General features: G+C 71.2%; 3 protein-coding genes. All 3 read left to right on the forward strand.

The window, feature by feature from the left end; genetic code table 11:
- Positions 1-109: 109 nt before the first annotated feature.
- A complete protein-coding gene (gene rimM / locus ACFU7Z_RS38840) occupies positions 110-682 on the forward strand; it encodes a ribosome maturation factor RimM (protein ID WP_074001521.1) in 573 nt (190 codons plus the stop codon).
- Positions 683-819: 137 nt separating this feature from the next.
- Positions 820-1,638, forward strand: a complete 819-nt coding sequence (gene trmD, locus ACFU7Z_RS38845; protein WP_049650406.1) for a tRNA (guanosine(37)-N1)-methyltransferase TrmD — start codon at positions 820-822, stop codon at positions 1,636-1,638.
- Between the two features lie 154 nt (positions 1,639-1,792).
- A complete protein-coding gene (gene rplS / locus ACFU7Z_RS38850) occupies positions 1,793-2,143 on the forward strand; it encodes a 50S ribosomal protein L19 (RefSeq protein ID WP_030306736.1) in 351 nt (116 codons plus the stop codon).
- Positions 2,144-2,274: the final 131 nt, after the last annotated feature.

Consider the following 2,274-nt stretch of genomic DNA (forward strand, 5'->3'; position numbering starts at 1 on the left):
GCCTTTCGCATTTCCATCAGCATTTCCGTCGCTTCATGGCTTAGCAGTCCGTCGCTTCGCAGCCCGTCGCTTTTCGTTGCGGCTCAGGAACTCCAGGAGAACGATCACCGTGCAGCTCGTCGTCGGCAAGATCGGCCGTGCCCACGGCATCAGGGGGGACGTCAGTGTCGAGGTCCGCACCGACGAGCCGGAGCTCCGGCTCGGCCCCGGTGCCGTCCTGCTCACCGACCCCGCGTCGACCGGACCGCTGACCGTCGAGTCCGGCCGGGTGCACAGCGGCCGGCTGCTGCTGCGCTTCGCCGGCGTCAAGGACCGCAACGCGGCCGAGGCCCTCCGCGGGACCGTGCTCATCTCCGAGGTCGACCCGGAGGAGAGCCCCGAGGACCCGGAGGAGTACTACGACCACCAGCTGATCGGCCTGGACGTGGTGCTGCTGGACGGCACCCCGGTCGGCGAGCTGACCGAGATCGTCCACCTGCCCTACCAGGACCTGCTCACGGTCAAGAAGGCCGACGGGACGGAGGTGCTGGTGCCCTTCGTCAGCCAGATCGTGCCGACCATCGACCTGGAGAACCAGCGCGCCGTGATCACCCCGCCGCCCGGGCTGATCGACATGGAGCAGGCCGAGGTCGCGGGTACCTCCTCGGCCGAGCGCGGCGAGGACTCGGAGGAGTCGGAGTGACCGTCGAGGAGCGCGCCGGGGCGGGTGTCGAGGTCGGCGCCGAGGTCGGTGTCGGGGTCGGTGTCGGAGTTGGCGCCGATGCGGCGTCGAGCGGCGCGGTGTCGACTGGTGCGGCGCCCGGCGGGGTGCAGAGCGGCATGCGGATCGACGTCGTCACGATCTTCCCGGAGTACCTGGAGCCGCTGGACGTCTCGCTGGTCGGCAAGGCCCGCGCCCGCGGGCAGCTGGACGTGCACGTCCACGACCTGCGCGGATGGACCCACGACGTGCACCGCACGGTCGACGACAGCCCGTACGGCGGCGGCCCCGGCATGGTGATGAAGCCCGAGCCGTGGGGCGAGGCGCTGGACGCGGTGGTCGCCGGCGGCCCCGAGGGCCAGGTTCCCACCCTGGTCGTGCCGACCCCGAGCGGGCGCCCGTTCACCCAGGAGCTCGCCCAGGAACTGGCCGGGCGCCCCTGGCTGGCCTTCACCCCCGCCCGGTACGAGGGCATCGACCGCCGGGTGATCGAGGAAGCCGCCACCCGGATGCCGGTGGTCGAGGCCTCGATCGGCGACTACGTGCTGGCCGGCGGCGAGGTCGCCGTGCTGGTGATGGTCGAGGCGATCGCCCGACTGCTGCCCGGAGTGCTCGGCAACGCCGAGTCCCACCGCGACGACTCCTTCGCGCCGGGCGCGATGGCCGACCTGCTGGAGGGCCCGGTCTACACCAAGCCCGCCGAGTGGCGCGGCCGTGCGGTGCCGGACGTGCTGCTCAGCGGCAACCACGGCAAGATCGCCCGCTGGCGCCGCGAGCAGGCCTTCGCCCGGACCCTGGCGAACCGGCCCGACCTGGTCGAGCGCTGGCAGTACGGCGCCTTCGACAAGAAGGAGCGCGAGGCGCTGAGCATCCTCGGCCTGGCCTGGGACGAGCGGCTCGGCCGATTTCGGTCCACGGCCGTTGATGTGGAAGAATAGGCGGCTGCTGTCTGTCGCTGGTTCCCTCCTGTAGGGGACACGTGGACCGGCGCCCTCGCCACGGGGGGATCGCCGTCAGCCGATGCGGCCCGCAGCGAACCCCATTGTGACGATTTTCCGTGGGCGGCCCGTGGCGCCTGCGATGGAGAGCAACATGAGCAACAAGCTCGCTGCTGTCGACGCGGCCTCGCTGCGTAGCGACATCCCGGCCTTCCGCGCCGGTGACACCCTGAAGGTTCACGTCCGGGTCATCGAGGGCAACCGCTCCCGTGTCCAGGTCTTCCAGGGCGTCGTCATCCGCCGCCACGGCGCCGGCATCGGTGAGACCTTCACCGTTCGCAAGGTCAGCTTCAACGTCGGCGTGGAGCGCACCTTCCCGGTGCACACCCCGGTCGTCGAGAAGATCGAGGTCGTGACCCGCGGTGCGGTTCGCCGCGCCAAGCTGTACTACCTGCGTGACCTCCGCGGCAAGGCCGCGAAGATCAAGGAGAAGCGCGACCGCTGATCCACCGGCCCCCGGCCTCGCCGGGGGATCGGAACGCTCTGAGGGGGCCGAGTGGCCGCAAGGTAAGCTCACCCCCCGATGAGCACGCACGAACCACCCGCGGACCGCGACGGCAGTCCCGCACCCACCGG

This window comes from Kitasatospora sp. NPDC057518, assembly GCF_042802075.1.
Lineage (GTDB): Bacteria > Actinomycetota > Actinomycetes > Streptomycetales > Streptomycetaceae > Kitasatospora.

What these genes read in the sequence shown, in the direction of transcription:
- trmD (WP_049650406.1), top strand. Translation starts at nt 820, where the DNA reads ATGCGGATCGACGTCGTCACGATCTTCCCGGAGTACCTGGAGCCGCTG.
- rplS (WP_030306736.1), top strand. Translation starts at nt 1,793, where the DNA reads ATGAGCAACAAGCTCGCTGCTGTCGACGCGGCCTCGCTGCGTAGCGAC.